This is a genomic window from Klebsiella sp. GB_Kp056, assembly GCF_040064755.1.
Lineage (GTDB): Bacteria > Pseudomonadota > Gammaproteobacteria > Enterobacterales > Enterobacteriaceae > Klebsiella > Klebsiella quasipneumoniae.
The window spans coordinates 220,916-246,892 of record NZ_JBEAJA010000053.1 but is presented as its reverse complement, the minus strand read 5'-3'; the positions used below and the strand labels follow the sequence as shown (position 1 = coordinate 246,892).

General features: G+C 51.6%; 37 protein-coding genes. 5 read left to right on the top strand and 32 right to left on the bottom strand.

Features of this window, described 5'->3' with window-relative positions; genetic code table 11:
• Position 1 precedes the first annotated feature (1 nt).
• The 14 genes from ABLV52_RS14910 to ABLV52_RS14845 form a co-directional block, all read right to left on the bottom strand.
• Complete coding sequence (locus ABLV52_RS14910; protein ID WP_004146200.1) at positions 2-412, bottom strand: hypothetical protein; 411 nt, start codon at positions 410-412, stop codon at positions 2-4.
• Between the two features lie 3 nt (positions 413-415).
• Positions 416-628, bottom strand: coding sequence for a hypothetical protein (locus ABLV52_RS14905; RefSeq protein ID WP_023279081.1), 213 nt, complete (start codon positions 626-628; stop codon positions 416-418).
• Positions 629-667: 39 nt separating this feature from the next.
• On the bottom strand, positions 668-1,804 hold the full coding sequence (locus ABLV52_RS14900) for a P22 phage major capsid protein family protein (protein ID WP_023279082.1): 1,137 nt from the start codon (positions 1,802-1,804) through the stop codon (positions 668-670).
• Positions 1,805-1,891: 87 nt separating this feature from the next.
• On the bottom strand, positions 1,892-2,656 hold the full coding sequence (locus ABLV52_RS14895; protein ID WP_012967904.1) for a DUF6651 domain-containing protein: 765 nt from the start codon (positions 2,654-2,656) through the stop codon (positions 1,892-1,894).
• A 104-nt stretch (positions 2,657-2,760) separates the two neighbouring features.
• Complete coding sequence (locus tag ABLV52_RS14890) at positions 2,761-3,873, bottom strand: phage minor head protein (RefSeq protein WP_004146205.1); 1,113 nt, start codon at positions 3,871-3,873, stop codon at positions 2,761-2,763.
• The gene (locus ABLV52_RS14885; RefSeq protein ID WP_124990299.1) at positions 3,857-5,281 is read right to left on the bottom strand and encodes a DUF4055 domain-containing protein; all 1,425 of its coding nucleotides are present in this window, start codon (positions 5,279-5,281) and stop codon (positions 3,857-3,859) included. The genes ABLV52_RS14890 and ABLV52_RS14885 overlap by 17 nt, the downstream gene beginning before the upstream one ends.
• Before the next feature lie 4 nt (positions 5,282-5,285).
• Positions 5,286-6,590 (bottom strand): terminase family protein, encoded by a 1,305-nt coding sequence (locus ABLV52_RS14880; protein ID WP_115196833.1) that lies wholly within the window; start codon positions 6,588-6,590, stop codon positions 5,286-5,288.
• Positions 6,568-7,572, bottom strand: a complete 1,005-nt coding sequence (locus ABLV52_RS14875) for a terminase small subunit (protein WP_124990298.1) — start codon at positions 7,570-7,572, stop codon at positions 6,568-6,570. The genes ABLV52_RS14880 and ABLV52_RS14875 overlap by 23 nt, the downstream gene beginning before the upstream one ends.
• Positions 7,573-7,822: 250 nt before the next feature.
• The gene (locus ABLV52_RS14870; protein WP_004146211.1) at positions 7,823-8,059 is read right to left on the bottom strand and encodes a DUF2560 family protein; all 237 of its coding nucleotides are present in this window, start codon (positions 8,057-8,059) and stop codon (positions 7,823-7,825) included.
• Between the two features lie 811 nt (positions 8,060-8,870).
• Positions 8,871-9,065: a hypothetical protein gene (locus ABLV52_RS14865; RefSeq protein ID WP_124990430.1), complete on the bottom strand. Its 195-nt coding sequence runs from the start codon at positions 9,063-9,065 to the stop codon at positions 8,871-8,873.
• Positions 9,016-9,291 carry a hypothetical protein gene (locus ABLV52_RS14860; protein ID WP_023279088.1) on the bottom strand — a complete coding sequence of 92 codons (276 nt, stop codon included), beginning with the start codon at positions 9,289-9,291 and terminating at the stop codon, positions 9,016-9,018. Before ABLV52_RS14860 ends, ABLV52_RS14865 begins: the two co-directional genes overlap by 50 nt.
• Positions 9,288-9,635, bottom strand: a complete 348-nt coding sequence (locus ABLV52_RS14855) for a hypothetical protein (RefSeq protein WP_023279089.1) — start codon at positions 9,633-9,635, stop codon at positions 9,288-9,290. The genes ABLV52_RS14860 and ABLV52_RS14855 overlap by 4 nt, the downstream gene beginning before the upstream one ends.
• Complete coding sequence (locus tag ABLV52_RS14850) at positions 9,632-10,171, bottom strand: putative peptidoglycan-binding domain-containing protein (protein ID WP_071003307.1); 540 nt, start codon at positions 10,169-10,171, stop codon at positions 9,632-9,634. Before ABLV52_RS14850 ends, ABLV52_RS14855 begins: the two co-directional genes overlap by 4 nt.
• Positions 10,168-10,467, bottom strand: coding sequence for a phage holin family protein (locus ABLV52_RS14845; protein ID WP_024176410.1), 300 nt, complete (start codon positions 10,465-10,467; stop codon positions 10,168-10,170). Before ABLV52_RS14845 ends, ABLV52_RS14850 begins: the two co-directional genes overlap by 4 nt.
• A 150-nt stretch (positions 10,468-10,617) precedes the next feature.
• Between ABLV52_RS14845 and ABLV52_RS14840 the strand changes: the two genes are divergently transcribed.
• Entirely contained in the window at positions 10,618-10,839 is a 222-nt protein-coding gene (locus ABLV52_RS14840) for a YnfU family zinc-binding protein (RefSeq protein ID WP_306305618.1), read from the top strand.
• A 997-nt stretch (positions 10,840-11,836) separates the two neighbouring features.
• Here ABLV52_RS14840 and ABLV52_RS14835 read toward each other — a convergent pair.
• The 18 genes from ABLV52_RS14835 to ABLV52_RS14750 all read right to left on the bottom strand — a co-directional run bounded on the left by ABLV52_RS14835 (position 11,837) and on the right by ABLV52_RS14750 (position 21,458).
• Positions 11,837-11,974 carry a hypothetical protein gene (locus tag ABLV52_RS14835; RefSeq protein ID WP_158610688.1) on the bottom strand — a complete coding sequence of 46 codons (138 nt, stop codon included), beginning with the start codon at positions 11,972-11,974 and terminating at the stop codon, positions 11,837-11,839.
• 237 nt (positions 11,975-12,211) lie between these two features.
• Positions 12,212-12,994, bottom strand: coding sequence for an antitermination protein (locus tag ABLV52_RS14830; RefSeq protein WP_117049317.1), 783 nt, complete (start codon positions 12,992-12,994; stop codon positions 12,212-12,214).
• Positions 12,991-13,287 carry a DUF1364 domain-containing protein gene (locus ABLV52_RS14825; RefSeq protein WP_032413758.1) on the bottom strand — a complete coding sequence of 99 codons (297 nt, stop codon included), beginning with the start codon at positions 13,285-13,287 and terminating at the stop codon, positions 12,991-12,993. The genes ABLV52_RS14830 and ABLV52_RS14825 overlap by 4 nt, the downstream gene beginning before the upstream one ends.
• A 2-nt stretch (positions 13,288-13,289) precedes the next feature.
• Positions 13,290-13,496: a hypothetical protein gene (locus ABLV52_RS14820; protein WP_071788276.1), complete on the bottom strand. Its 207-nt coding sequence runs from the start codon at positions 13,494-13,496 to the stop codon at positions 13,290-13,292.
• Positions 13,496-14,095 carry a DUF1367 family protein gene (locus ABLV52_RS14815; protein ID WP_124990296.1) on the bottom strand — a complete coding sequence of 200 codons (600 nt, stop codon included), beginning with the start codon at positions 14,093-14,095 and terminating at the stop codon, positions 13,496-13,498. Before ABLV52_RS14815 ends, ABLV52_RS14820 begins: the two co-directional genes overlap by 1 nt.
• A gap of 410 nt (positions 14,096-14,505) precedes the next feature.
• A complete protein-coding gene (locus ABLV52_RS14810; protein ID WP_004184503.1) occupies positions 14,506-14,739 on the bottom strand; it encodes a DinI family protein in 234 nt (77 codons plus the stop codon).
• A gap of 475 nt (positions 14,740-15,214) precedes the next feature.
• Positions 15,215-15,733 carry a hypothetical protein gene (locus ABLV52_RS14805; RefSeq protein WP_080783026.1) on the bottom strand — a complete coding sequence of 173 codons (519 nt, stop codon included), beginning with the start codon at positions 15,731-15,733 and terminating at the stop codon, positions 15,215-15,217.
• Between the two features lie 313 nt (positions 15,734-16,046).
• Positions 16,047-16,181 (bottom strand): hypothetical protein, encoded by a 135-nt coding sequence (locus ABLV52_RS14800; RefSeq protein WP_264757138.1) that lies wholly within the window; start codon positions 16,179-16,181, stop codon positions 16,047-16,049.
• A complete protein-coding gene (locus ABLV52_RS14795; protein WP_232647382.1) occupies positions 16,178-16,912 on the bottom strand; it encodes a DUF551 domain-containing protein in 735 nt (244 codons plus the stop codon). The genes ABLV52_RS14800 and ABLV52_RS14795 overlap by 4 nt, the downstream gene beginning before the upstream one ends.
• A gap of 3 nt (positions 16,913-16,915) precedes the next feature.
• Positions 16,916-17,137: a hypothetical protein gene (locus tag ABLV52_RS14790; protein ID WP_023286281.1), complete on the bottom strand. Its 222-nt coding sequence runs from the start codon at positions 17,135-17,137 to the stop codon at positions 16,916-16,918.
• A complete protein-coding gene (locus tag ABLV52_RS14785) occupies positions 17,134-17,388 on the bottom strand; it encodes a hypothetical protein (protein WP_020804604.1) in 255 nt (84 codons plus the stop codon). Before ABLV52_RS14785 ends, ABLV52_RS14790 begins: the two co-directional genes overlap by 4 nt.
• A complete protein-coding gene (locus tag ABLV52_RS14780; protein WP_020804603.1) occupies positions 17,381-17,584 on the bottom strand; it encodes a hypothetical protein in 204 nt (67 codons plus the stop codon). The genes ABLV52_RS14785 and ABLV52_RS14780 overlap by 8 nt, the downstream gene beginning before the upstream one ends.
• Positions 17,581-18,366: a ParB/RepB/Spo0J family partition protein gene (locus ABLV52_RS14775; protein ID WP_047670661.1), complete on the bottom strand. Its 786-nt coding sequence runs from the start codon at positions 18,364-18,366 to the stop codon at positions 17,581-17,583. Before ABLV52_RS14775 ends, ABLV52_RS14780 begins: the two co-directional genes overlap by 4 nt.
• A complete protein-coding gene (locus tag ABLV52_RS14770; protein ID WP_050888111.1) occupies positions 18,359-18,694 on the bottom strand; it encodes a DUF977 family protein in 336 nt (111 codons plus the stop codon). The genes ABLV52_RS14775 and ABLV52_RS14770 overlap by 8 nt, the downstream gene beginning before the upstream one ends.
• On the bottom strand, positions 18,687-19,430 hold the full coding sequence (locus ABLV52_RS14765) for a replication protein P (RefSeq protein WP_124990551.1): 744 nt from the start codon (positions 19,428-19,430) through the stop codon (positions 18,687-18,689). Before ABLV52_RS14765 ends, ABLV52_RS14770 begins: the two co-directional genes overlap by 8 nt.
• Positions 19,427-20,344, bottom strand: coding sequence for a replication protein (locus tag ABLV52_RS14760; protein WP_069376062.1), 918 nt, complete (start codon positions 20,342-20,344; stop codon positions 19,427-19,429). The genes ABLV52_RS14765 and ABLV52_RS14760 overlap by 4 nt, the downstream gene beginning before the upstream one ends.
• A gap of 344 nt (positions 20,345-20,688) precedes the next feature.
• Positions 20,689-21,225: a toxin YdaT domain-containing protein gene (locus ABLV52_RS14755; RefSeq protein ID WP_124990553.1), complete on the bottom strand. Its 537-nt coding sequence runs from the start codon at positions 21,223-21,225 to the stop codon at positions 20,689-20,691.
• Between the two features lie 2 nt (positions 21,226-21,227).
• Complete coding sequence (locus ABLV52_RS14750) at positions 21,228-21,458, bottom strand: helix-turn-helix domain-containing protein (protein WP_023341332.1); 231 nt, start codon at positions 21,456-21,458, stop codon at positions 21,228-21,230.
• A gap of 111 nt (positions 21,459-21,569) precedes the next feature.
• On the opposite strand from ABLV52_RS14750, the gene ABLV52_RS14745 reads away from it, so the two are divergent.
• The 4 genes from ABLV52_RS14745 to ABLV52_RS14730 all read left to right on the top strand — a co-directional run bounded on the left by ABLV52_RS14745 (position 21,570) and on the right by ABLV52_RS14730 (position 25,967).
• Complete coding sequence (locus tag ABLV52_RS14745) at positions 21,570-21,983, top strand: helix-turn-helix domain-containing protein (RefSeq protein WP_043875424.1); 414 nt, start codon at positions 21,570-21,572, stop codon at positions 21,981-21,983.
• Positions 21,984-22,375: 392 nt separating this feature from the next.
• Positions 22,376-22,567, top strand: a complete 192-nt coding sequence (locus ABLV52_RS14740; protein ID WP_004179600.1) for a YebW family protein — start codon at positions 22,376-22,378, stop codon at positions 22,565-22,567.
• Between the two features lie 8 nt (positions 22,568-22,575).
• A complete protein-coding gene (locus ABLV52_RS14735; RefSeq protein WP_016946289.1) occupies positions 22,576-22,731 on the top strand; it encodes a YdaE family protein in 156 nt (51 codons plus the stop codon).
• Positions 22,732-22,868: 137 nt separating this feature from the next.
• Entirely contained in the window at positions 22,869-25,967 is a 3,099-nt protein-coding gene (locus ABLV52_RS14730) for a RecE family exodeoxyribonuclease (protein ID WP_232647386.1), read from the top strand.
• Positions 25,968-25,977 lie beyond the last annotated feature (10 nt).

Here is a 25,977-nt window from a genome sequence, read left to right as displayed (position 1 = left end):
ATCACCCCCTTACCAGCCGTACCTGAGACTGACTAACGCCATAGGGCTTTAGCATTGCAAGCGCCAGCTGCAGATCAGACTCAAGCAATGCCGAGCTGTTGGTAGCGAGTTCCGCGAAGGTCTTTGAAACGCTGACATCATCGGCATCTACCGTCTTACTCAGCAACACACCAGAATCGGTTTTCTGCTGATAAAGGCCACCATTCGAGGCCGCTAGCGCTGCATAGGCGCCAGCCTGCTTCACATCGTCAGGAATGATGATTTCGTGAGTTGCCTTATCGCACGGCATTTTCAGGTTAAGTCCATTCATCCAGGTATTAGCCATCAGCACAGATTTGGCTTTTTTGCTTTCATCTGTCCAGGTGGCACCGAGAATCGAATTGACGTCTTCAACGGTGATGAAAGTGATCATGCATCACTCCATTTCTTTCCAGCCGTGCGCCTTCCAGTTCTCCACTTCATCAGGGTGAACGTTGGCGGTATTGGGCGCCCCCGGGAATGCCGGGAAATCGGTAACCATCGCCACCAGCTGCGATGTGGTCGATACGGGTTCTTTGTTATCCGCCTGCGTAGGCGCAGTTTGCTCAGCAGCTCGTTGGGCGCGCTGCTCTTTTGTTAATCCGGCCATTAGCCCTCCACTAAAAAAAGGGGCCGAAGCCCCTGTTTATCAGCCCAGCAACAACGCTGAGTGCGCCGACTTAACTGCCGCTACGCCCCAGGACAAACCGACTTCGTAACGCACCTGGCGATACTGGCGGTACAGTGCTACCTGGTAAGTGATGCCAGATACGGGGTCAGTAACGTTCATCACATCATCCGCAGTATCGCCGCCCTGCGGCATTGCCGGGGTTCGGGATGCAAGCAGGAATGCATTGCGATCAAACGCCATGTTTGCGGTGTAGGCGCCACCAGCGGTAATTGCGGTGTTGTCGGCCAGCGCCTGACGTAAGCCAGGAGCAGCCAGGGTGATGGCTGTGGTAGTCGCGGCAGCAACAAGGTATTTATTGCTGTCACCGTCAAAGGTAACAATGTCACCCGCAGCAAAAGCACCTGTGCCGGTATCAATCGCAATCAGAATATCGCCTTCGGCTTTTGCTCCATTCACCAGGTATCCGGCAGCCGGAGATGCAGCGCGTTTCTTAACATGCGCGGATTCGTGGATATTGAAACCTTCCAGTCGCCCCACGATACCTTCGCGCAGAAGCGCATCAGTACCGGATTCGTTTACTTTGAACAGAACAGACTGTTTACCGCGGAGGTTAGCGATAGCCGAAGAACCGAGAACCATCTGCAGATCAGTTGTCGGCGAACCGTTGTCAGAGAGAACCTGGCGCGCGTTGGCCGCATCCGACAAATCACCTGCAATACCGAAAGGAGCGGTGCCGGCCGTACCAACAGCACGGGAGGATGCGAAATACAGAGCAGCGAGATCTGCATCCATCTCATTAGCCAGCGCGCGAAAAGCCTGCTTAAACTGATCAGCAAGGATGGTGTTGTATGTCCCTGCGGGCCCCAGTGCCAGTTGTTCCTCACCGTTCCATTTGACCGGGGCCATTTTGGATTTGGTGATTTTGACATCAACGGTGCCGATCGTCTGGTCGCCGTCATTTGGCGCAGTAGCCCCCGGGGTAATATCAACAGTGGTTGCCGGTGGCGCAACCGGCGCAGTAACAGTCTGGTCCTTCGCCGCCGCATCAGCTTTCGCATTGCGCGATACAGCCGGGATAAAACCGACCTGTTCGCGAGATACGGTATCCAGAGCCGTGAAGATAGTCGGGATCAACCCGGTAAGCGTATTAGCCATGTGTATAGATTCCTTGGAGATTAAAATATAGGGTTGGTTGAGCTATCCAGCTCCGGCACCAGCAGCCATCCGGCGGCTGGCAAAGAATTAATCGACGATGGTGATACCGTCTTTGAGAGTTGATTGCTGATCTGTCGGGCTCAAACTGGTAAACGCATCGCGTTTCATCGTTTTCTGCCCGAGTGAATGCTGAGACTGCCGTGAGCCGCCTCCCTGGTTGCCGCTGGCCTTCAGAATGTGGTCTTTCTGTGGGTACTGCTCCACCAGGAACTCCAGCGCCTCATCAAAGGCCGCCAGTTCGCCCGGCTTCGAGCGGGAATAAATTTTGTTGCCAGAGCCATCATAGGCAACGACTTTGCCGTCCTCGACTTTGAAGGACTGACCGAACCGCGCCTGAAGCATATCTGCCGGAATTGCTACTTTATCTGCGATGAATTTCGAGCCAGAGAACCGGCCGCCGATCATTTCCTGGTAAAGCTGGCCTTCAAGGGTCGTCGCACGCTGAGTAGCTTCATCAAGCTGCGCCTGGAAGGATTTGGTGATATCCGCTTTAACCTGATCAACAGCACCTGCGTCGATCAGTTTTTTCTGGTCGATTTTAGTCATCATCTCCAGCGCTTCGAGTGCCTTCGCCGGATCACCTATTTTGGCAAACTTAGCCAGACTGGCTTCAGCTGCTTCTTTGGCTTCACGATGAGATTTCGCCTCGCCATTCAGAGAGGAGATTTTCCCAACGGCCTGCACAGCATCAAAACCAACTTCCTGGCCGTCATCGTGGACGTAGACGGGTAAACCGCTGGAATCGACTTCTGCATAGCTTTTACCGTTAACTTCGACTGTTTTCAGTTTCATGTGGTTACCTTTTCGGGGTCATCCGACCGTTGCACCGCTCACCATCCGGATCACGGCAATAAAAAAGGCCACCCGGAGGTAGCCTGATTGAGGACTTAAAAGCTTTAAAGTCTGGCGTTGCTGAACGCCTGAGCATCCAGGTTACGCAGTTGCTCCAGAGTCAGCCATTCGCCCTTGTCGTTGTAGAAGTCATCGGGCGACATGCCGCCGTCACGAATCAGCCGGGCCCGGGTTACGCCAACGATCTGGGACTGGCGCGTAAACGACTGGCGCGAGAACCAGCCCTGATAATCGGTATCCGAAGGCACCTGCCCGTCCATGCTGGCACGTGAGCTATCTGATATTTGCCCTACAGCAATACCCAGCTCATCAGACGATTTCAGGATGTAGGTTTCGACGCTGCGACAGCAGAAATGGATTTTCCCGGGTCCCTGCAGATACGGCACCTTATGGCCGATCGGCTTGTTATCCAGTGTGTACTTGAGGCGGTCGCGAATCCGACAGTCTTTTGATGTACGGTTATCCAAAGTGGATAACCACTGTTTCCCCTTCAGGATGTCGTCGTTAGCATCCGCAAAGCTCTTTCGCGCCGTTGCCGCAAGATGCCCTACAGCTGTTTTGGCAATGCTGCCGGCGTTGGCCCTGCTCATCTGCAACGCGCCATCCTGATAACCACGGTTAGCGTGTCCGCGTACCTTGCGGGCTATCTGCTCATGCGTATCACCCAGCAGAAATCCCTGCCGCACCGTATTGCTGATACGCGCCATGCGATCGGCTTCAAGGTTATCAGCCCACTCACTGAGCAGGCGCCCCTGAAATGGCTGTGCCATCGCCGCGGCATACACTGCATCCGGTGAAATACCCACCAGCGGGTGAAGCGATAACACATCATCGGGGATCGCAAACTGGAACAGGCTCAGCTGAAAGCCTGCTTCGTGCTGAGCGAGTTGCTGCAGTTCATCAGATAGTCCGGCGTACATTGACTGCACAGCCTCGCGATTGAGAGCCCTGACACTACTGAGCAGCGCTTCCAGTCGCGAGACGGTAAAGCTGTCCGCATCCAGGGTATCCATCGCCACCAGCAACCGAGCAGTCAGCTCAGCGTCGCTGTCATTCAGGACCTTTATCATCCTGTTAGCTACACTGGTGCTGTACCGCGCTATCCATATCGCATGCGCTATCGATTCATCCTGAAGCTTGTCATTCGCCGTTGCCATTTGCACCACCCGGGTTACTCAGTCCGCTGGCCAGCGTGACCTGCTGATTCCGCAACTCGTCGATTACCTCTTCCGGTTTGGCGTCCGGGTCGATGAATTTCAGCGCCTGCAATACGCGAACAGCATCGACCTGACGTATATCACCACCCTGACGGAGCGACTGAACAGCTGTTGCAGCTGTGGCATCAAACGTCTGGGCTGAAACATCCAGTTCGGTGCGTACATCGACATTGCCGCCCTCTTTCTCGCCCAGCCATTCCGCCATAATCTGCAGAATGTTATCGAGGGCGTCCTCAAGAGAACTCGCCATCGTATACAGAGGGGAGTTTTCCTGCATGCGCTCTTCATGCGTCTGGTCATCAGATTTGGTTGAGGTGTTTTCCGCGCGCAGCAGTTTTGCGCCGGCCTGACGCATCTGGTTTTCCAGATCTTCAAGGGAAATCTTACCGGCTTCAATCGCAGCCCCGGTATGCTCGACATATTCCAGTCCCTGCCGCTGGCGGTCATCGAAACGAGTCGCAGAGGAAGAACCTATCGTCAACGTTTCGCCATCAGCCAGACCGTAAGCCACCAGCAACGGCACGCGAGCGACATGAAGGATGTTGTCCTGTTCACTCTGACTCTGCCAGTGCTTGATATTCAGTAAGGCGAGATTAAGCAGTGGCGGTGAACCGCGCATAAAGCCTGTGCGTTTCGTGTAAAGCGTCACCAGGGGAATATCATCGCGACTGGTTTCCCACTCGTCGTGAATCTGCCACTGGCTTTCGCCGTTATCACCTTTATTTCGGCGATAAATTTCAACCTTGCCCGGCATGATATGGCGTATTTGCTCAACTTTCGTTTGCCCGTAATCATCGCCATCAATAATGATGACCTCTCTGATACGCAGATCGGTCAGCACCACTTTCCCTTTAACCACTTTCGATTTCCAGCCGATGACCTGGCGAGGATTTAACATCGTGGCATACGGGCGGGATCCCGCGGCTTTTTCGTCGGCTTTAGTTTTTACTGCCTCCGAGTCAATTTTCGGGAAGTCCACCAGCGCATGTACCAGACCATACTGGAATCCGATGCTGAAAAATTGCTGTGCCCAGACATCGAGCCGGTTTCCTTCCATATCAATATCTGGCGACAACTCTCGTATTTGTTCAGGAGAGTCCTCACTCAATACCGTCGGCTCAGCAAACACTCGCCCGATGTTTTGTTTAATGGCCTCTTCATAGGCAGGTAGTAACGTTGCCGAAGCTAAACGCTCCTTATAGCTTTCAGGATCTTCGTTCGGCCATTTCGGGAGATACTTCTTGCCCTGCCGGCGCATTTCCAGCGTGCCGCCCATCAGCGCATCATTAATATCCCATGCCTCAACCATATCGTTATAGTCGAGGTTGGGCGTTGAAATATCAGGCATGTTTTTACATCCGCAGTTGGGTGACTTTTCCGGTTGGTTTGATGATCGGGAATTGCTTCACAATGAAATACCCGCCGGCATCGTTAGGGTGATCGTTATCCGCCGTTTTATCCGGCTCACCGTTCTCGGCCCAGACCTGTTGTTCGAGCGATTCTGCGTACACCGGGCAGCGCTGTACGTTCACCTTGTAGCGACGTTCGCCGTTGCCATTGCAGAACATGGCATTCATCGCGTTGATGCGGTCTTTCACTGGTGGGTTTGATGCATTAACAACCACATTGAAGCCAGCCTGCTTAAGCTGGGCGATATCAGTGGCGCTGGCATTGCTGGATTTACGAGAATCACCGGAAGCATCCGGATAGATATAGATTTCACGCACCTTGCGATAATCTTTGCCGTCGTACAGCCAGAACCGTTCTTTGATGATGCGAATCATGTCAGGGGTATCGTAAGCCTTCACGATTTCATTCACCGCAAACGGAAGCCCCAGACGTAACACGTGAACAATCCCGGCCATCTTCCCGACGTTAAAGTCCATACCAATATACAGAGGCTCGCCGGGCTGCTCCTCTTCCCGGCAGTTATTCAGCTTACGATCGAACTGATGGTAAATCGTCCCGCTGGTCAGGTTGGTGAACTGGCCACGCAGATAAGCCTTTATCAGTTCCGGCGGGTATGACTCCATCAATGACGGGATGTAGTCCGCCGGCAAGTTCTTTTCGTTGTCGAACGTCGAGGCCTGAACCAGTCCGTACAGCGTTGAGAGAGAGGGTTTATCACGCACAGCCTTTGCGAACTGCTGATAAACGAATTTAAACCCTTCCGGCGTCGTGGTGACGTCTATTCCGTTACGCAGGCCGGGCACCTTGTAACGCATACGCGCGATGATTTTTCGCCAGGCTAATTGCGCCTTTTGCGCGGGCATCACGTCCAGCTCATCAATCAGCGCGTTACCAATTTTAAAACCAACGATGGTTTGTGGTTTCTCCATCGAGCGGCAGATCGTGGTTCCGCGATACTGGCGCCCGGCGTAGAAGTGAACCTCTTTGTTCCCCTCGTTGATTTTGACATTCAGCCCCCAGTCATTGGCTACTTCCTCAACGGTGGGATAAAAGATGTCACGAATCTGCGGATACGTTGGCGCAAAGTAACCCTGGTTGATTTTTGGGTGTTCCCACATTCCTTTGCAGATGCCGCCGCAACCGACCCATGTTTTGCCAGAACCGAAGCCGGCGACATAGGCCTTAAACTTGTACTGCATCGCAAGGAATTTGGCCTGAGGAACGTTAAGCGTCGGTGCTATCGCCATCCTCTTCCCTCACTCGCGCATCGACTACGTTGATATTGATCGCAACTGGCGTTGGTTCGTCATCTTCCGGGTCAGCGGCCAGTTCTTTGCGAAGTTTGTCGATCTCCAGCTGCCGGCGCTCAATTTCTATCTGCTGCAGGCGCTGGGCGAATTCACTATCAGCCAGGCCGAGACGCTTCATCACCGCCTCGAACATTCGCTCGCGGCTGATAGCGGTTATCTCCACACCGTTCTTTCCGAGCTTCACGCCGGAATAGGCAAGCGCTGCATCAGGCGCCAGCTTGCGCGTATCAGCGAAGAAAGGCTGGCCGATACCATCCCCATTGCAGCGAGGACATTCCGGGTTAGGTGCGCTAGTGTGGTCGTAGCCGTATCCCCCATCATCCAAAGGTTCCCGACGTTTACGCTCAAGTGCTTCGAGGCGCTTCTCTTCGTACTCTACGGCATCGCGCCACTGATACTGGTGACCAAAGCCCCAGCAGTAACGGCAGCTACCGCGGCGATACTGAGAAAGCTGGTTGGCGTCGAAGGTGGCCAGGCGCCACATCTGCTCAAGCACTTCATCAGCACTTCCAAGCGTGCGCACAATGGATGCTTTCTGCTGCTGCGCAATGGCCTGCGCAATACTAACTTTTGCTAACAGCCTTGCTCCCTGCTCATTCGCTGTCTTCTTGCTGTACCCGGCACGGATAGCGGCCTGCGTGGCGTTGTTGTCCTTCAGGTATTCCGCGACAAATAAACGCTGTTGATCGGTGAGTCCATCATCTTCCACCAGCTCTTCTGCGCACTTTTCCTTTTGCGCAGTGCACAATTTCTTCTGTGCAGGTTTTTGCGCAGTTTGCGCAGTGGGTTTCTTGATGTATCGGCGGGCAGTAGCGTAATTCAGTCCCTGCGCTTCACACCAATCCTTCGGTGATACGCCGGTTGCGGCATGATCGGACAGGAACCGTTGCTGAAGCTCGCCCCAGTCCGGTTTTGCCATGGATTACTCCGTATTCTTTCGCACTGGTCCCGCCTTCACTTTCTGGCCGATGCCATACTTCGCGATAAATGCGGAAATCTTTTCGTAATCAGGCTCGCGCTGGAACATCAGACAGAATAAAGTCAGTGTCTTGACGTAGAACGGTAGCCACCAGCGGCTTTTTACTTCTATTGAAATCGTGCATACCGGCATAGGCTCCCCCTATTCGATAACCATTAAAAAAGCCACCCGCAGGTGGCATTTGTGATGATTACTCAGCGGCGGTATCAAAAAGCGCCAGAGCTTCGGTCGCCTCCTGAACCGCTTTGATGGTTCTTGCAACCACTTCCGATTCAGTTGTCACGCGGCTGTACTGCTGGATGAAGAGCTGATATTTGAGCTGGCTATCCTGGACGAACGCAATAGCCTCTTTTGCTGCTGCTGTGTCGTAGTTCAGGGTGGAAAGCAGATTCAGTCGAATCTGTTCTGCAGGTGTGATCTCTGCCATGTGTTACCTCTGTGCGATGTGGGGAGCATTATCGAAGCCACTCAGTAAATGGCCTCTGTGATGCATTCGCATTAATTCTTGCCGAGTGAACAAGCAGAACGGTTGCCTTATGGATGTTTGTTACGCGCAATAAAAAAGGCCGCATAAAAATGCGACCTTTGGTTGGTACCAGTTAGAAAACTAAAATCTCTCAGGAGCCACCCGGGAGAGGCTTTTCTGCTTTTTAACTGACCACTGCCGTTTTGGTGTTGGCTGGCAGTGATAACGTGATGATAGCTTCATTTAAGTTATCGATAGCATTAAAATATCGAAAGAGCTCATTGAACCAATCATTTTCAACTTGCCGGAACATTCAACCAGAGCACCAGGCATCTCTGCTGGTCTTTTGATGGCAATTCTCAGCTCTCCCGAACGAGGCCGGTAACTAACAATTTATTCGACAGTTCCTTCGGCATTAACCCAAAGATCTAGATGCTTGATATAGCGTTGGATGGGCACATAAATAACCACCCCATCTACAAGGTTAACGGACTTAATAACACATCCCTGCGGAGCTAAATAATCCCCATCACAATGAGGGTGAATAGAGTGCTCGTCACCGTATCGATAACCATGCGGAAGTTGAGGGAGTGAATTTCTTGTCATGGGCAGCTTCTTAGATAGAAGGAATTGAAAATCCATAGTGCCTTAATGCACCTGACTTAGATACCAACTTTTCATTTTTCAGCGCTCTGTTGTCTCGTATTCTGATTTTTTGTTCATGTGGCCATGTAAATTTCAGTACCTAAAGTGTTCTGCGTTTGTAGCTGAATTACCTGGAACCCTTCTCTGTGAGCTGCGAGCAATTGGCCTGCACTGCTTTGTTGTGCGCCAGGATGTCACGCTTGGTCTGATTATCCAACACATCGATATCGTGGTCAGTCAGGTAGATGATCCGCACCCAGCTGCAGGCCGTGTCAACGACTACCGGGGCGGGTAAACTTTTCGCGCAGCTCCCGATCAATATCGTCATCGCCCATACGCTTAACGTCTTCCTGTACATCGCTGGCCCCTTTCGTGACTTCAGCACGGCGTTCTGCCGCGGCGACAGTAGCAGCGGCGTTCTCTTCGGTACGTTGCTGATCAGCTTTGGCTTTCGCCTTACTGGCCCCGCGAGCATGACCAATGCCGAACGCGCCAGCGATAGCACCCAGGATGACGACCACCAGCCCAGCAATAATTTCGAAGCTCATTGCTGCGGCTCCTTCAGTTCGTCGGCTTTATCTTTCAATGAAGGCTGGCGCACGTATTGCGATAGCACCGCCAGCACAACCAGCGCAGGGCTAATCAGTGCCACAATGTTTGGTGGCAGAATGTTTTTAATGTCCGGCGGCAGCATCGCCCAGGCGTGCAGAGCAGCATCCGGGAACGACTGCGCCCACACGCCAACCAGCGCGCCGATAGCCCCCAGCTTTACAGACCATGTTTTCAGCAGCAGGCTGGCATGGCTAACGAACTCCAGCCGGGTGTATTTGCGCAGAAGTAACAGAACGAGCACAGCCACCAGCACGAGCAAAGCGAAAATGATCATCTTCACAGGACACGCTCCTTAACCCAGCCGTAGAGAAAATCCTCGTTGGCTTCGCGGCCCTCCGCCAGTTCGAGGTATCTGGCACCCTGGCTGCAGTTCAGCGCACGCAACAGAACCTGTTCACCTTCTTTCCCGCGGGCGGAAAGATATCCCTTAAGCGCAGTGATGGTTCGGGGGCCAATGGCGCCATCCGGGATCAGATCGGGATACAACTTCCCGCGCATGTTAAGGGCAGTGAGCCAGCGCTGGAAAAACTTACTTGCAACCGATGGCCCCATGTTCACGCCAGTGTCGCAAAGCTCATCTGCCAGTAACGTTGATAAACTTGCCACCTGGTCGAACCGGGGGCCGGTCCAGTAATCGCTCAGCAGGATTTGCTTTGCTGTTTCCCTGGGGAGGTTTCGCATATCATCGGTGTAGCCATGTGCACGGGCGGTGGTTTGGGTGATGCCCCAGCGGGTCGGCCCGCCTTTATCCGACGGATGATCGACATAACCACCCTCTTTGCCGAGGATCCCCTCGATAGTCTGGTCTGCTGTCATTGTGCTTTCACTCCAGTGATTCGTTCCCAGAAATATGTGAGCGCTACGGAACCCATAGCACCACTGATACCGGCAGTGGCCAGTATCATGTAAATACTCAGGCCACCTTCAATGCTGATGAGCCCACCAATAACCCCGGTAAAAGCCGAAACCACAATCTGCGCAAAAGCATTTATCCAGCTCCATTTTGCTTTGCCCTGCTTCACATCCATCAGGAATCGGACAAGGCCGCCCCAACCAGCAATGATCAGCAGAGCCAGCCAGGTGATTCCGGCCATGCTTTCTTTGTCTTGCATATGCTTTGCCATAGGTTCACCTCCGGGTTAACGGGGTGCTGTGTGTGATAAGGATCAGGACCGGCAGGAGAAATACTCATCAATGGTGATTCCGGGTACCTGAAAGAAAAAACCACCTTGACAAGGTGGTTAGGGAATTCAACGCGAGCTATGTGCCAGGGGATAGTGTATGGTTGCGGACCATTCATCAGGAAATATCATATGCAACAACGCAAAAACTCAAAAAACAATCGCAACTACCTCATCAAATGTACCTGCCCTGGCTGCACCAACCAATCAGAACATAGTTACACCCGAGTCCAGAAAGGCTCTGCGCTGATGTGCCCTCACTGTAGTAAGATTTTCACTCAAGAAAAACTCCCCACCGCTTAGGCTTTACGCCATCCTAATCTCTGGTAAAGCATCCACTGCAATTCCCGTAAAGATTAGAAAAGCAAGCCCATTAGGCAAAGTGGCCAGATGAACACCTCTAAGACAGGTATAGGCCTACGGGCTGAAAATTGACGCTCTGCCATCCGGAAGAGAAAAGGCCTTCCATTACGGAAGGCCTTTAGGGGGTTATGCAGTATGTGTGGTGCCGGGTGCTTCCCGGTGAGTCGTGGGTCAGTCACCGTGACTCGCGCTGAGGATTCGCTTCTAACTGTTTACGCCCCTCCGCTAGGGGGATTCACCACTTATAAAACCTTAACATCCCGGTAACGTCTCTTCAATGCCATACGTTGTCATGGCCTGAGATTCATACGCAAAATAACATTCTTCTCCCCTTCTCACTTCTGTGAGTTCCTCCCGGTTGACGGGGAAAGGAATACCGGCAGATGAATGCATAGTCATTGTTCTTAGATTTATCGAAGTGGTTAGGAATAAAAAAAGCCCGTTCACAGGAACGGGCAGAAAGTAGGCATTCTAGATAGTAACGAACGAAAACGCACCTAATAGTCCGAGCTACCGATTTACCAGGAGAGCGCTCGTTTGTCCGTTACTGCCTTTTAAACATAGCTGGAGAAGCCGAAACGGCAACCCCACTACCAAATAGCTTAGTAGCATTGCATCATGGTGCCGGGTGCCTCCCGATGAGTCTTTGGACAGCCTCCGTGACTCGCGGACTTTTTAACTCGCATTACTTGCTGTTTCCGCCCCTCCGCACAGGGGGATTCACCACACGAATAGATTAACAACATGTTAATTTTCTGGTCAATAAGATGTAAGCAAATGATGACATGCAGTTTTCTTATTGCTGAGTAACTTCAATCTGGTTCAGGGCTCTCGCACATGGGCGTTAATGAGTCGTGCAGCACGCCATTACTCAAAAGCGCTGAGTTCAGAAAAGCAAAAGGCCCACAAGTTCGAGCCTTTGATTTCAATGTTTTTGCTAGTTTTTGTGGATCATGCCATCAACAATGATTCCGCCAAGCTCTCTTAAGCCACGCCCAATAGCCTCGGGACCGATATTGTAAAAGGCTGCAATCAAAATAAAAAACAACACATAGTGCCACCAGCGAATATCCATAGTTCACCGCTCCTTGCAACATAAAACAGCATTATTACAATAAGAGCGCTCTACTGGAACACACGGCAGCACCTTTTCCTGAGACGTTTAAGCAAAAGAAAAACCCCGCCATATAGGCAGGGCTTCATTGATTGATTTCGTACGGGCGTTATATCCCACGATTGAAAGCGTACAGGACACCTTTATGCAAAGTCAACATTAATATGCAAATAAGTGTCGCCATTTGCGCCAATCACATTAGTAAGTTGTCGCCTTCTCGAATTCTACAGCCGCTTGTCGCTCACCCTGACGCAGCGTGTCCACCAGACCCTCATAGAACGGTTTCCAGTTGCGTGACCACGAAGACTGATGGAGATCCGGGAGACGCTTCAGAATGGCGCGGTGTACCGTCGCTGAGGGTACAACAGAGAAGCCATTACCAGAGCAGCGCTCACATGTTTTGAAAACCGGTGCGCCAAGTTCTTTGGTCGTTTTGCGATCTAACACCTCACCTTTACCACCACACCTGCATCGCGCATGGATCACTTTCTTTCCTCCGCACACTATACAGACCCTTTTCACCAGTTCATTTTTAATCTTTGGGGCCTTCACTTCGACACCGTCTGCATTGAAAATACCAGGGTGCTTAATTACATTTTCATGCTGGGAAATAAACCCAGTACCGCTGCAGCTGTGACACGTTGCGCTGGTGGCCGCCGAACGTGAATATTCCGCAAAGGCAAATTGCGCCAGCGTCAACATGCAGCCTCCGAGTTTGTCACCAGCGGCTTTGCGGACATTTTTAGGAGCGTTTTTGATGGCAAACTGCGCCAGCGCCTGAACTGCGAGCTGTTCATCCGTTTTGCTGATACCAACCTTTCCGAAGAAAGCGGCCAAGCCGAAGCGCGCACGACTGCTGGTGGTACCGATGGCCGCCATAACATCTGTTCCTGTCAGGCGATTTGGTGTTGTGCTTTTCACGTCATCGCTGATGTGCATACCCTGAGGGCTGAAATGTTTTAAGGATGCTTCGAGTTTCATGCTTTCAGTAACCCCTCTTGTTTCCATATAGCCAAAGTTCTGAGCACGCCTTCGGCATGCATCAGGCGCAATTCGTCGTAGGTGAAATCGGTGGTTTTGGTTCTGCCGTCGATTACGTCATGGCACCCGTTGCAGGCGATCGCCGCCTGAGTATCGTCAGGCTTGCATCCTGTGCCGCACGTACCCGCCAGGCGGTAATGCGCCAACACGCTGGTTTCCGGGTTGCCGTTGCAGTAACCAGGGATCCGCACTGTACATTCGCGACCTCGGGCCGCTTTGCGAAGGTTCGCCATACTCACCCCCACATCCTGTTGCGCCAGCGAGAGTCTGGCCGAGGCGGATTTTTGTCCTCCACCAGCTGCACGCTGACGGTCCATGTCATAAAGTCAGGGTTTAAGCTTCGTTCGACCTTTACGCCCCGCTGACGATATCTCGCTACCAATTCGTCGGCCTGCTGCGTTGTGCATTCGAGATGGTGAAACCATGAGTATTTCATCGGCATCACCCCGCAAAACTTAAAAGCTGGTTTGCGGCGTTCTCAGCTTCCTGCAGGCTGTTGAACGAACGAGAGAGGATCCACCGCCAGAGAACATCCAGCGATGCTTTGTACAGTTCCTGAAATTCGCATTCTTCCATGCTGGCGAAAGATATGCTGCGAGGATGTTTTTTCAGTGTACCGTCGGGCAGCTGTATGGCGTCATAGTGGCCGGCTTCAACGATGACCCACGCCCGGTAAGCATCGAAGGATTTGCAAATACTGATATAGCCGGATCGCTTCTCGGCTATTCGGTCGAGATATTGCCCGGCGGCATCAAGTAACGCCGATTCACTCCCGCCATATGCAGCAAGGTATTTGGCGTAACCTGTGATAAGCCTGCGCTCGTTAGACGAAATCGCCCCGCCGGTAGGTTCCCAATATTCAAAACCGAGATTGAGTAAAGCAAAGTAACGGCGGTGAAACGCCGGATTACGGACAAGCTTATAATCGGCTTCCAGAACGGATCCGAGCTTGCATTTTGATTGCAGAAAATCACTGGTCTCCGGCGTCGCGGGGATCAGGATACCTTGAGATTGTTTTATTAAGTGAAGCTGCGCCATCACGTTCTCCGGTGGCGCATTACTGTCAGGTGGCTGGTTGTTCAGACCAGCACTGCAAGTATGATGTAGCTAGCTGTTAATAGTCAATTTTTAGAGCTCATTTCCTTAATAACCTCCACTAATGATTTTCTTGTCCAGAGGTGTTCATCTTTAGCTATTTTCCTAACCGATACTTCACTATTAATATTCGATAAAAGGATTCGGTCATTCAAAGCTAATCGGAATGAGCACAACACATGTCCGGATCCGTCCGTAATGGTGGCCCACACATTCCCCTGCTGATTTGGGTCAATACCATCTGTCACATTACCCCCTGAGCGACATACAGACGCACTCATAAAAAACGGGTAGCAGCATCAAGGGAAACGCGAATGCGATGCTCTGGGATAAGAGCCGCCACCATCACAATTAAACTAATAAAACCAGTCGTCTGCGCTTTCCCATGTCTCTTGCAGAATTTGCTCAACGCGTTTTTTATCGCCATCAGCGCCGCCCAAAACGCTAAGTCCATCGTTGCTTGTGCGTCGAATGGTTAATTTGCAGTCATCATAAGACTGGGACAAGCGGCGCAGCAATTCTTGCTCAAGCGCTGGTATAGCGCCATCAGGGAGTTTTTTATGTTTATCAATTGTGACTTCAACTTTCATGGTTAGCACCTCACATGGATACTGTATAAATAAACAGTATACCGGTTGCATGAAATGTTCAACCCCTCTGCAGCACTTTTTACCAACACCATGCTTATGTTTAGATTGATGTTTTTCCATAATAAAAAACCCGCCGAAGCGGGTTTAATTTTAGGGTTTCGTCCTTACGGGGAAGGACCAACATTTATAACCATACTCATGGGCATCCAGGACGCGTCGCTCTGAATCAGGCGTTCCTGCCTTAGCGCGAGCTCGGCGGAATCGACATTTTACCCAGCGAAATCCAGCAGGTAGTGGTTTTGTTGCAATTTCTTTTAAAGCCATAAGTTATCCTCGCCTCAGGAGAGCACCTCCCTGAAACTTGATAAAATTATGGGGATCCGCTATGGTATTGTTGTCTATGCAGTACCGATTGCGGGTGCTTTCATCCCCAATCTGAGCCCTTTCTCGCCAAAGGAAGGGCTCAAATCTCTTATCACCGAATGTAAGCTTTCAGAATGGATAAGATCCGTTCTGCTTCCTCTTCAGTAAAGTTCGTAGGTAAGTTTTGAATAGTAATCAAAGCCCCTGTCTCTGGACGGAGTAGCACTGGTAAATTGAAGGTTTTTACTTTCTCGTCGGGTACTAATTTAGCCTTTTCAATTTTTTCTTCCACAGCATCTAACCCCGCGAATTCATTGTCGTCTTCAGACCTGTCAAGCACCGTTCCAACAGATACGTACTCATCGAATTTTTTAACTGCGCTCTTAAAACGGCTTCTATAGTTTTGAATACTTGACTCAGTTGGTTTCGAATTTTGATTTTCAACATATCTGTCGATCAACTGTTCGACATCAAAATCACGAATGTCATCTTCACTGTTGAGATCCACAGCGGAAAGTAACAGCAAAGCTGAGTTTTTGAGGTTTCGAGCTGTCGCATCCTTCAACAGCCCCAAAGAAGGAAGGGTATACAGGAAATCAAAGAAGGCCTGACTTGAGTATCTTTTATCCATTATTGATCTCCACTAACATCATTACACATAGTTTAGATTGAAAGGATTCATCGATCAATAAAATTCTATCGATCGATGAATCTTTTTGCTATCACACCCCACTCATCATCCAATAAAAATAATAAATACAAATATTTCAGAGGGTTACACAGATCTATGATTGCATATTATAAATGCTCACCCCCATTAAAATACTGTTCATTTAGCCAAACCAACACATTAAATCGACTTAAACGATAGTTATCCTGTTCAAACTACAACCAAAAGTAATCATGGAGCTGTATCTCGAATGGTTTCAGTAATCTTTATTTCATTATTGCCTTCCGCCATTCAGATAGAAGACCATGCCGACTTCCGCTGGCCATACTGTTTCAGGCACATCCACCAGCAGTAGGCTTTCCAGTTCCTGCAGGCGTTTGCAGGCGTATTCCAGGGAAGAGTCCATCACCTCACCTCCTGCGGGGCGGCTGGCAACTCCATCCAGTGGGTGGGCGTCCACGACCCGCCGGGGATCAACCAGCCGCTACTCTGCGCATCAGGGTGGCCAGGATTATACGTTGCCCATTTGCAACACCACCGCGGCTTCTCTCCCCACCAACGCCCGACCAAAACCTCATGACGACTTGGTGGCATCTGCTCGCTTACCGGAATCCATGTATCAGGAATTACCGAAGAGTTGCCGCCTTGCGCCGGAGAGTTGGTGTGCAGCACTTCACCTGTTTTTGACAACGAACCCATAGCTGGCGCGGGATTGATGCTGGTTAGCGACTCCTCATCGACATGGTCGACAAGTTGTCGGTCGAGCATGGCGGCGCGGCAGGCGTTCCAGCCTATACCAAAGCCAATTTTCGGCTCGCAGACGCCATTAAGCATCATTCTTCCGCGCTCATCGCGCACGTATGCATCAGGCACTACCGGCGCTGGCTGCGCGTGGCGATAGAGCGTGAGGAACTCTGCATTTTCCCCGGCATTCTCTTTGAGGAATGAGAACTCGTTTTCGGTAAGCTCTTGCCAGCCTGTGGTTAAGCCGTTGTAGGGATTGCACTCCCGGTACAATATCACCGGCTCGCTGGCCTTTTCGGCCAGCGCCATGCGGGCCAACTCTTTGCTTTCGCCATGCTTCAGGAATCCATCTTCAGCGATTTCCAGGAGGCGTTCTTTGGTTAATTTACTGGTCATTGGTTAAGCCCTCACCCAGCCCTTGGATGTACTGCGGATTTTTCCCGCTTTACGTAGCGCCTGAAGCCGGCGATCGAGAATGCGGAAAGGTTCTGGCTTATTCTCATCCTTTGCAATTCGGACGCATTCTTCTGCTACATCCCTGACGTACAGACTGGAAAATGGCGTAGGGTGCGCATCAATTTTGCTCATTATTTTTGAGTCGAGTAATTCATACTTAGTCATTGGTTGGCTCCTTCTAACGCCGCTGCTATCTCTTCGAAAAAGCCATCTCGGGTATGGCTGGTCATTGCTGGTAAAAATACGGACATCAGCCTGTTTGTGTTGCAGTTCTCATCGTCTGCGAACAGAGCGATTTTTTTATCCAAGCGCACCTTCGCTTCCTGTAACTGCTCGTTTTTCTTGTTAGTGCGCTGGATATAGTCGGCAATGATTTCTATAGCCTTGTTTGTGTATTTTTCGACGTGTTCAGTCATGTGAACCACCTATCGCCTCAATCGTTTCCAACAACAACCGGCGGCGCGTATTTTCTGCAAAGTGACGGCGCCCGGTTTCTTTATGGTAAAACTCGTTTTTGCCGACGACCCACATCCGCTCTGTCTGGTGCAGTTTTTTTACCTTCGGACCGTCTTTGGTGATCACGGTGCCGGTATGGGTTTTTACGATTGTCATACAGCCTCCCCAAGCACCCAACGGAGTGCGCTCGCATACTCACCCTCGGCAGATTCCAGGGCTTTTGTGATTTCTTTGCGTGTTTTCAGGCGAGGCTTTGCATCACCGAGGATCTGACGCTGACGCCGGGCTTTTTCATGACCGGTTGTGCCAGCTGTTGCCGCTTCGATTTCAGAGACTTTCTCCCGCTGCTCTTCGGGTTTAAGCGATGCCAGCTGACGCGCCTGGGTAACGGTGACTGTGCCAGCCTCCACCGCTTCCCTGACGGCCTGAGTAGCATCGAGGAGGGAGAGCGTTGCTCGAACTGTCTGAACGCTGCAGCCAAACAACACCGCAATGTCGTCCTCATCGAGCCCGCGGTCGAGGGCATCTGACATTTTTTTAGCCCGGCCAAGCGGCGTATCGGGTCTGCGAATTTCGTTTTCGCTGACCATGTATTTAGCCATCTGATTTGCTGATCCGCGCTTAACGACTCCTGGAACAAGCAGTGGGTCCTTGCCTTCTTTCAGACGGAGTTTATTTGCCTCCAGGGTATGTTTAACTCGCTGACGGCCAACAACCACGCAGGTGAGCCCTGTTTCAGGGTCTTTCCAGACGATGATCGGCTCCAGTACACCCAGCTCCGCAATATTCAGTACCATCCCTTCCTCGATCGGCAGGTGTACACGCTCATCGTAAAGTGGGTGGGTCTTATCGGTGACCAGGTGCAGGTTTTCAGGCTCGAAATTGAGCACGTTTGTTTTGCCGCTGGCTCCGTATACATCGATTGAATTCTTAGCCATGAATAGCCTCCTGAACATCTAAAACTCGCTGAAAAACAGGACTGCCAAGCAGGCTGTAATTCATCCCAACAGCAACTTTCGGCACCAGGCCAAAACGCTTCATGTCAAAGTCGATGACGGCCCGCTGATCGCGGAAAAGCCCCAAACGACCATGCCGGACAACCTCGCCAGTCGCTTCTGCTTCGGAAAAATACCGCTGGACAGTACCGCGGCTCAGCCCCAGTTTTTTCATTGCCTCGGTGGTCGTGAGTCGCCCCTGATGCCTGGTGATCCGAATCACTGCGCGGACGTACTCTCTGCGCTCAACTGCTGACAATGCTCTAGCCATGATTCCGCCCTCTGCCTAAACCGAATTTCGCGCGGATTTCCGCGATTTTGTTTAAGCCCTGCTCGTTACTCAGTGGACGTCCGCCAAGCTTTGGGATCTGTTTAACCGGCTCGGGGATAGCTTCACCGGTTTTAATGCGACGAACCATACGCAGCAGCTCGTCAGAGGCTTTACGGCGCAATTCGGAATCACTCAGCGCATTTGCACGCATGTCGGTATACAGCCCCGTAACCAGCCAATAGCAGGCTTTATGTTTCAGCGTTAACGGTTCGGTTTCATGCTCAGGCCATGGGTAAGACTCAGCGTCTGGATACTGGCCACGAGTCCGGCAATACTGGTAAACCATTTCAACCAGCTCATTCGCATCTGGCAGGCCTACAGTTACCGCCTCCTCAGAACGACACCAGGCGACGAACTGTCCCGGTGATGGCATGAATGGTTTTTCCTGTTTGCGCGCAACCCGCATCCCTGCGTTAATCTGCTCAACTGTGGTGATCCCGTTCTCTTTGAACGCCAACAACCACTGGCGACGCATCTCGTTGAGGTCTTCCACAGATTTGTTGGCCAACACCGGGAATACGGCAAGCAGCTGGCGGAACAGCTCGTTGAAGATCTCCGCAGTCTTGGCAGCCTGGCGCTTTACTGCCTGCTCGTCCTGTATTTCCGGAAGCCCGGCAGCCACTCGCTGGAAGTTTTCACGGTCGAAGTTGTGCATGCTTTCTGCGATAGATTTCATTCGAGTACCCCGTCGATCCAGTCTGTGTTGTCCAGCGCACTGGCGCCTGATGAGTTTCTTGATGGACCATGGCTGCGCAGGCGTTTAGTTGTGAGACGATCCCATTGCTTACGTAGTTTTGAGGGGCAAAGGATGTTTTCCTGCCAGAAACCGTCCTCATTTGCCCACTTGAACAGTTCGCAGATCTCATAGTGAGTGCGCTTGTCCTGCAGGCGCATCAGGCGGATGGTGTTCGCCCATTCAACCCAGTTCGGCTCTGAGAGGGAGGCGTTCACGGTGAGGGCTTTATCGAAAATCCATCGCGCGGCTTTTAGGTCGTCAGCTGTTCCCCAGGATTTACCCGCAGGGGTATAAATCCCATCGGCCGCTTCTGGATGACGAGAGAGAAACTTCAAAGTTTCCTCGTTTCGGGATTCTTTAGAATTCCGAGACGAAGATCTTTTAATATTGTTTTTGTTATAGTCTTGGGTGTCTACCGTTTCCGGGAAGGTTTTTCCCGATTCCGGGAAGGAAATTCCCGTTTTCGGGAAGAGTTTTCCCGTTTTCGGTTTGTCCAAAATCCAGGCGGATAGCTCAGTATTTATACCGACAGTTTTCATCACACCATGCTTGTGACTAAAAATAATTCCCCGTGCTGCGAGTAGCTTTATCGCATCTGAAACATGAGAATCACTCAACCCGGTTAACTCAGAAATGACGGTATTTGTCACCCGATCCTGTTTTTTGTTCCATCCGTAGGTAAGCCAGATAATAGCCTCAAGACACTGCCACTCGCGCCCGGACATACGCAGCCGCGGCTTGAGTTTCTGTATCTCATTGGCGATTCTGGTGTAGCCGTTGGACAGGTCGGCCATGCGACCTCCCGTTAGTTCGGTTTTGATTGGAAAATTGATAACTTCAGCGGTGTTTGACATACTTCATCCCGTGAATTGACCCAATTAATTCACCCGAAGACTGGCTGTGTTGGCGCACAACAGTCTTCACCCTTTCAGAACAACCCAGCCTGGTCGCCGCCCTTTCGCACTTTGCGCTTTGCTTCCCGACGTTTAGCTGCGCTGGTCTGCTTCTCAGCCCATAACTTTGCGTGTCGCATAACATCGTCAAACATTCCCCCTTTGCGGCTTGCCTGTGACATCCGCTTGTACATATCGACCGCCTGGTATGCCCCCCTGAGCCACTGCTTGCGTGAAGCCCTGGCGAAGAAGTTCCTCGCGGACGTTCTTCTCAATAAATTCGATGTGATTCATGGATACCCCGCTTACATCACGCCGAGCATTGAGCTCACGATCGTCATCAGCGCTCCTGTCTGCTCAGGCATTAGCCTGAAAAGCGACGCAATCCCCTCGCTCACTTCCTTCAGTTTCTGGTGCTCTGGCGCGTTCAGCATCACCGCCTGCTTTGCTTCAGCGCATTCCTTCATGGCCGAAGACAGGCGCGACAAAATATCGTCCTGAGGCATCAGACGATGTCGGAACTCCAGCGGAAGAACGGCCATGATTGCCGGGGTAAGAAGGCGAACGTACTCGCGATAGCGCTCAGAATCGGCAGGGTTGTCCAGGTAGCGAAAAAGCTTCTGTCGGGCACGGCTGATATCATCAGGGAACGCGATCTCCTCGCCACCCTGCTGGCGCCACTCATCGATGATATGTGCCGACACAACATCCTGGCCCTCAGTTGCAGCCCAGGCGCGAACGGCAGAACGAATTGCGTCGTGATCTGCCTCTCTCTGTTGATTTCGCTTTATCAGAACGCCGGTGTTGAATCCGGTATTTTGTTGAGAGGGAAGTGTTTGCATGTTCAGCCTTCCTGTTTCGGCAGGCCGTCAGTTGGGTTTGGGTACGCCTCGGGATCAATTTCATGAGGCGTTACTTCCCAGTTAAGAAAACGGCATAGTGGGACGATGCGTTTTTGAGGCACTCCATTCTCGTAAATCCACTTACCAACAGCCTGACCGCTGATGCCAAAGTGCTTTCCGATACAGGCACGAGATGCTGCCTTACTGATTTTTTGTTGCGTCTCTTTGTTCATGTGCTCTCCTTGGTTTGATGGAGAGAAGCATACATGACGAAAGTTTATGTTTCAATAAACGAAAGAAATTGTTTTAGTGCTGAGTGAAACCTTAGGTTGTAAAATGCACTTATGAATGAGATCACTTACCCAGTTTTTGCCAAAAGAATTCAACAAGTCATGACTGAAAATGGCTGGAATAAATCCGATCTAGCCAAGAAGGTCATGCTCTCGCACACTGCTGTGCAAAATTGGGCTAAAGGGAAAAGTGTTGCGAGTGGTGAGAGGTTAAAGCGGCTTGCTGCAGCAACAGGAAAACCAGAGCACTGGTTCTTTCTTCCCTCAGATGAAACTGATGATAAGCCTGATCAGACGTTATCATCAAATCGTGACCTGGACGAAAAGGAGCTAATGATACTCTCGCTCTTTAACCAACTTCCTGAGTCCGAGAAGTTGCGTCTTATCCTTCACACCAAAGGTGTCCTGCACGATATCGAGTTGCTTAAGAACGACGTCTACGACCTCATAAACAATCAAAAAAAATAGAAAACGTAACCCCCTCCAACCAATGGCACCTTTGCGGTGCCATTTTTTTTGCCCGCCGACGAAATAAATACTTTCATACTCACTTTACAACCGAAACTTTATGTTGCATCATTTATCACATCGACAACAAACGCATTGTTGTCAGGTGGTAAACGTTCCGCTGGCCGGCGACAAGGCAGAGGTTGAAATGAGTAAACAAGGCATCAGAGCCATGATCATTTCAGCAGTAATTGGGCTCTTCATCTGGATCGGGTTTTTCAACGCACTGAGGGGATTGTTTCTATGAATGATTTCGCACGCAAACCCGCTCGTCAGCAGGCTGTTCGTTTAAGTCCGCTGTCAGCTTTCATCCGCCGGGTGTGCTACATGCTCGCGCAAAAAGGAGACCCTTCATGAGCACGATGTTTGCCCTGGTTCTCACCGTCAGCATGCTGACGGGCGGTAATCAGGATGTCCTGCTCGGGGTTTACGACACTGAGAATGACTGCAAGGCAGCTGCAGAAGAGCAACACGTGAAAGCTGAATGCTATCCGCTGAAAGGTGTACTGGACGAGCATCCGGCCGGGTTCACGGTGCAAATGTAGGGGGAAGAATGCAGAAGAAATGCGGTTACTGCCGTAAAGCGATCGAGGGAAAACCAGTAGTAAGCACCCTGTTGTACCTCCAGGGGAACCAGCTCGCACGGAAAGAAAAAGAGTACTGCTCTGAACGTTGCGCCTCTTACGACCAGATGGCGCACGAGGGCTAACGTAAACCCGCCGAAGCGGGCTGTACGTCCGGTGCCACCGACCAAAGTTACACCGGAAATTACCAAAACCAATGACCACCCTGAATGGGCGCTACCAATGGCCCGGGGGATTCTACATCCAAAATAGAGGCTATCACATGGAATATTTTTATCTGATAAAAGCGACTCAAAAATCGGGTAAAGCTGATGCCGTAATCTGGCGCACTAATAAATCAGAGGCGCGCGCCCTTCTGCAGCTGGACGTCGATCTGGAAGACGCTGGGATCGAAACAGGCCGCGGCAAAGACTATCAAAAACCAATTCGCACCGATTTCCCGGTATTCAATGACCTGCCGGCGGAAGGTGTTCTCGATTACTCATGGTGCGAACGCTACCAGCTCGGTGATGATGGTCGCACCTGGGCTCTGAAGCCAGGTCAGTCGCCAGCGGATCATCACATCGATGATGCCGGAGTACCCGCTGAGCCCGTTAGTGGCGAGCCGGTTGATGCCAATACCACTGTCGACGCGGTACAAGATGAGACCGTGGAAGCTTTCGGTAGTGATGAATACCAGGACGATTCCAGCGCGCTTTTTAACGTGGCCGAACTCCCCTTTCGCGCGCAGCTGCTGGCGCAGTACATGGCCGAAGAACGTCACGTTTATCATATCAGCATGCCTCACCGGCAGGAGCTGTCAGCTCTTGAAATGGACACTGATAATGCGGCCGTCCAGGACCTGATCCTGGCCGCCGAGAATGTCCCTGAAATCAAAAAATACGATATGCCGGCGCTCTGGAAATTCACCAGCGCCAATAAAAAAGTCTTCCCGGAAGGGAAACGGCATGAGCTCGGTAAGCGTATCCAGTTTGCTAAGCTGTGGTTCGCCACGAACGCGATCGACCGCGGCATTCTCACCAGGGAATGGGCTGCCGGTAACTGTATTTCTTCAGTTATGAAAACTGATGCAGGTACGAATGCTGGCGGCGGTAATAAAACTGATCGCAATCCTGACTACACCCATACCCTTGATACGCTCGATGTAGAAATAGCCCTGGCCACAATGCCGATGGATTTCGATATCTACAATTTCCCCGCATCAATTCACCGCCGGGCCAAAGAGATTGTCCAGAAGAAAGAAAGTCCGTTCAAGGAATGGTCTGCAGCGCTGCACAAGGTTGCAGGCATCCTGGATTATTCCCGCGCCGCCATTTTTGCTCTTATTCGTGGCGCCACCAGCGATATTCACCATTTCCCGGTAAGTCTGCAGACCTATATCAATGCGAACCTGACCGAACATAAGCATGACGCCCCTTCTGCTGAGACGCTTGAAAAAGCTGGTCATGTTTCATCTGCCGCCGTCACTTTGGACGCTGTGAAAAAGGCTATCGATGGAGATGAAGGTGTTCCTGACCTGGAAACTCTCCCAACTGACTTTCAGGTAATTGGCCCCGAACTGGTGAAAGAAGCTCAAAAGAAACGTCCTGACGCTAATCAGGTTCTGGCCGCCGAACGTGGCGAATATGTCGAAGGTATCAGTGACCCCACGGATCCGAAGTGGATAACCGAAGACCTGACCAAGCCCAAACAGCCTGAAGTTTCAAACATGGGCAATGGTGTTTTTTCGATTGATGGTCTGGTGGATAGCCAGACATCACCAGCACCAGCACTTTCTATCGTGGACCAGGCGCGCCAGCGCGCTGCAGAAGAAAAATTACATCCAGCTAATTCCGGGGAAACCACCAGCAATGTGCAGATGGAAACGGCTCAGCCGGTCGAAGACGAAAATGATAATGCGGTATCAGCAGGCGAAGGCGCTGATGCAACTGCTCCGCAAGCAGATGCCGTGAACATGCGCGATATTCTTGCTGAGCGCTGCCCTGACCTTACCGCGGCAGTTTTGAAGGGCCTGCAATCAGCAACTGCAGAAGAAGAGCATGAGCCAGAGCCGGAAGCAACAAAATGGCCTGAATTCTTCGAGCCCGGTCGATATGAGGGCGTGCCAAATGAGGTCTACCACGCCGCTAACGGCATCAGCTCCACGATGGTTAAAGATGCGCGGGTATCGCTGATGTATTTCGAGGCGCGCCACGTATCCAAAACCATCCAGAAGGTGCGCTCTCCTGTTCTGGATATGGGCAATCTGGTGCATGCACTGGCGCTGCAGCCTGATCAGCTGGAAAAAGAATTCAGTATAGAGCCGGAAATTCCGGAAGGCGCCTTCACCACGACGGCGACGATCCGCGCATTTATCGACGAGTACAACGCCGAGCTTCCGCCGCTGTTGAGTGCTGACGACATCAAGGCGCAGTTGGAGGCGCACAACGCCACCCTGCCCGCTCCTGTACCGCTGGGCGGCGACAAAGATGCAATAGGCATTGCGTATCTGGAATTACCTGACGAGTTCAAGCGAATCGTTGGTGACGATAAAAACTTTACCGCGTCAGCAATGAAAGCCTGCATCAAAGAATACAACGCCACCCTGCCAGCGACTGTTAAAACCAGCGGCAGCCGTGATGCCATGTTGGAACAGCTGGCGATTATTAATCCTGACATGGTTGCTCAGGAAGCACAGAAGGCGCAGCCCCTGAAAGTCTCTGGCACAAAGGCCGATCTGATTCAGGCCGTGAAATCGGTTAAACCGGATGCCGTGTTTGCCGATGAGCTGCTGGATGCATGGCGCGAGAACCCTGAAGGAAAAGTGCTGGTTACCCGCCAGCAGCTGGCTACGGCACTGGCCATTCAGAAAGCACTGTTGAATCACCCGACCGCCGGCAAGTTGTTGACGCACCCGAGCCGAGCCGTCGAGGTGAGTTATTTCGGCATTGATGAGGAAACCGGGCTGGAAGTTCGTGTGCGTCCTGACCTTGAGATAGACATGGGCGGCCTTCGCATCGGTGCGGACCTGAAAACCATCAGCATGTGGAACATCAAGCAGGAAGGCCTGCGCGCCAAATTGCACCGGGAAATCATCGAGCGCGATTACCACCTGAGCGCGGCTATGTACTGCGAAACCGCAGCCCTTGACCAGTTCTTCTGGATATTCGTTAACAAAGACGAGAACTACCACTGGATCGCCATCATTGAGGCATCCGAAGAACTACTGGAACTCGGCATGTTGGAATACCGCGAAGCTATGCGCGCCATTGCGAACGGTTTCGACACTGGCGACTGGCCGGCGCCGATTACCGAAGACTACACCGAAGAGCTTAACGATTTTGATGTGCGCCGCCTCGAAGCGCTGCGCGTACAGGCATAAGGGGGAATAA

What these genes read in the sequence shown, in the direction of transcription:
- ABLV52_RS14910 (WP_004146200.1), bottom strand. Translation starts at nt 412, where the DNA reads ATGATCACTTTCATCACCGTTGAAGACGTCAATTCGATTCTCGGTGCC.
- ABLV52_RS14905 (WP_023279081.1), bottom strand. Translation starts at nt 628, where the DNA reads ATGGCCGGATTAACAAAAGAGCAGCGCGCCCAACGAGCTGCTGAGCAA.
- ABLV52_RS14900 (WP_023279082.1), bottom strand. Translation starts at nt 1,804, where the DNA reads ATGGCTAATACGCTTACCGGGTTGATCCCGACTATCTTCACGGCTCTG.
- ABLV52_RS14895 (WP_012967904.1), bottom strand. Translation starts at nt 2,656, where the DNA reads ATGAAACTGAAAACAGTCGAAGTTAACGGTAAAAGCTATGCAGAAGTC.
- ABLV52_RS14890 (WP_004146205.1), bottom strand. Translation starts at nt 3,873, where the DNA reads ATGGCAACGGCGAATGACAAGCTTCAGGATGAATCGATAGCGCATGCG.
- ABLV52_RS14885 (WP_124990299.1), bottom strand. Translation starts at nt 5,281, where the DNA reads ATGCCTGATATTTCAACGCCCAACCTCGACTATAACGATATGGTTGAG.
- ABLV52_RS14880 (WP_115196833.1), bottom strand. Translation starts at nt 6,590, where the DNA reads ATGGCGATAGCACCGACGCTTAACGTTCCTCAGGCCAAATTCCTTGCG.
- ABLV52_RS14875 (WP_124990298.1), bottom strand. Translation starts at nt 7,572, where the DNA reads ATGGCAAAACCGGACTGGGGCGAGCTTCAGCAACGGTTCCTGTCCGAT.
- ABLV52_RS14870 (WP_004146211.1), bottom strand. Translation starts at nt 8,059, where the DNA reads ATGGCAGAGATCACACCTGCAGAACAGATTCGACTGAATCTGCTTTCC.
- ABLV52_RS14860 (WP_023279088.1), bottom strand. Translation starts at nt 9,291, where the DNA reads ATGAGCTTCGAAATTATTGCTGGGCTGGTGGTCGTCATCCTGGGTGCT.
- ABLV52_RS14850 (WP_071003307.1), bottom strand. Translation starts at nt 10,171, where the DNA reads ATGACAGCAGACCAGACTATCGAGGGGATCCTCGGCAAAGAGGGTGGT.
- ABLV52_RS14845 (WP_024176410.1), bottom strand. Translation starts at nt 10,467, where the DNA reads ATGCAAGACAAAGAAAGCATGGCCGGAATCACCTGGCTGGCTCTGCTG.
- ABLV52_RS14840 (WP_306305618.1), top strand. Translation starts at nt 10,618, where the DNA reads ATGTGCCAGGGGATAGTGTATGGTTGCGGACCATTCATCAGGAAATAT.
- ABLV52_RS14835 (WP_158610688.1), bottom strand. Translation starts at nt 11,974, where the DNA reads ATGGATATTCGCTGGTGGCACTATGTGTTGTTTTTTATTTTGATTGCA.
- ABLV52_RS14830 (WP_117049317.1), bottom strand. Translation starts at nt 12,994, where the DNA reads ATGAAACTCGAAGCATCCTTAAAACATTTCAGCCCTCAGGGTATGCAC.
- ABLV52_RS14825 (WP_032413758.1), bottom strand. Translation starts at nt 13,287, where the DNA reads ATGGCGAACCTTCGCAAAGCGGCCCGAGGTCGCGAATGTACAGTGCGG.
- ABLV52_RS14820 (WP_071788276.1), bottom strand. Translation starts at nt 13,496, where the DNA reads ATGCCGATGAAATACTCATGGTTTCACCATCTCGAATGCACAACGCAG.
- ABLV52_RS14810 (WP_004184503.1), bottom strand. Translation starts at nt 14,739, where the DNA reads ATGAAAGTTGAAGTCACAATTGATAAACATAAAAAACTCCCTGATGGC.
- ABLV52_RS14805 (WP_080783026.1), bottom strand. Translation starts at nt 15,733, where the DNA reads ATGGATAAAAGATACTCAAGTCAGGCCTTCTTTGATTTCCTGTATACC.
- ABLV52_RS14795 (WP_232647382.1), bottom strand. Translation starts at nt 16,912, where the DNA reads ATGACCAGTAAATTAACCAAAGAACGCCTCCTGGAAATCGCTGAAGAT.
- ABLV52_RS14790 (WP_023286281.1), bottom strand. Translation starts at nt 17,137, where the DNA reads ATGACTAAGTATGAATTACTCGACTCAAAAATAATGAGCAAAATTGAT.
- ABLV52_RS14785 (WP_020804604.1), bottom strand. Translation starts at nt 17,388, where the DNA reads ATGACTGAACACGTCGAAAAATACACAAACAAGGCTATAGAAATCATT.
- ABLV52_RS14780 (WP_020804603.1), bottom strand. Translation starts at nt 17,584, where the DNA reads ATGACAATCGTAAAAACCCATACCGGCACCGTGATCACCAAAGACGGT.
- ABLV52_RS14775 (WP_047670661.1), bottom strand. Translation starts at nt 18,366, where the DNA reads ATGGCTAAGAATTCAATCGATGTATACGGAGCCAGCGGCAAAACAAAC.
- ABLV52_RS14770 (WP_050888111.1), bottom strand. Translation starts at nt 18,694, where the DNA reads ATGGCTAGAGCATTGTCAGCAGTTGAGCGCAGAGAGTACGTCCGCGCA.
- ABLV52_RS14765 (WP_124990551.1), bottom strand. Translation starts at nt 19,430, where the DNA reads ATGAAATCTATCGCAGAAAGCATGCACAACTTCGACCGTGAAAACTTC.
- ABLV52_RS14760 (WP_069376062.1), bottom strand. Translation starts at nt 20,344, where the DNA reads ATGTCAAACACCGCTGAAGTTATCAATTTTCCAATCAAAACCGAACTA.
- ABLV52_RS14755 (WP_124990553.1), bottom strand. Translation starts at nt 21,225, where the DNA reads ATGCAAACACTTCCCTCTCAACAAAATACCGGATTCAACACCGGCGTT.
- ABLV52_RS14750 (WP_023341332.1), bottom strand. Translation starts at nt 21,458, where the DNA reads ATGAACAAAGAGACGCAACAAAAAATCAGTAAGGCAGCATCTCGTGCC.
- ABLV52_RS14745 (WP_043875424.1), top strand. Translation starts at nt 21,570, where the DNA reads ATGAATGAGATCACTTACCCAGTTTTTGCCAAAAGAATTCAACAAGTC.
- ABLV52_RS14740 (WP_004179600.1), top strand. Translation starts at nt 22,376, where the DNA reads ATGAGCACGATGTTTGCCCTGGTTCTCACCGTCAGCATGCTGACGGGC.
- ABLV52_RS14735 (WP_016946289.1), top strand. Translation starts at nt 22,576, where the DNA reads ATGCAGAAGAAATGCGGTTACTGCCGTAAAGCGATCGAGGGAAAACCA.
- ABLV52_RS14730 (WP_232647386.1), top strand. Translation starts at nt 22,869, where the DNA reads ATGGAATATTTTTATCTGATAAAAGCGACTCAAAAATCGGGTAAAGCT.